Origin of the sequence: Pseudomonas sp. SIMBA_041, from assembly GCF_046535095.1 — a bacterium.
Lineage (GTDB): Bacteria > Pseudomonadota > Gammaproteobacteria > Pseudomonadales > Pseudomonadaceae > Aquipseudomonas > Aquipseudomonas mucoides.
This window is the reverse complement of sequence record NZ_JAWRXJ010000329.1, coordinates 1-270: the sequence shown is the minus strand read 5'-3', so window position 1 is coordinate 270 and position 270 is coordinate 1. Positions and strand designations below refer to the sequence as shown.

The 270-nt window shown below is 66.7% G+C and carries 1 protein-coding gene; it reads right to left on the bottom strand.

Annotation, left to right across the window (positions count from 1 at the left end):
* Nucleotides 1-270, bottom strand: a 270-nt coding sequence (locus SB725_RS31350; RefSeq protein WP_410923312.1) for an IclR family transcriptional regulator C-terminal domain-containing protein, incomplete at both ends; no start/stop codon positions are given.

Below are 270 nucleotides of genomic sequence, written 5' to 3'. Positions count from 1 at the left end.
CAGCGCTTGCTCCAGTAGCGCCCTGTCTGTCTGCGTGTAGGGCGTGAGCTGGCGTAACGGGTTGCGCGAGAAATACGCGTCGCGCGCTGCCTCGCTCAGCGCGGCCAGCCAGATTCGCCCCCCGGCCGTGCAGTACATCGGCACCCGCGAACCGGGCCTGATCGACAACGAGGCGATGTGGCTGTAGCGGCTGCGCACCAGGTGGATGATTTCATCGCCGTCTCGGGTGCCGACCGAGACATGTTCCTGGGTCTGCCGGGCAACCTGCTC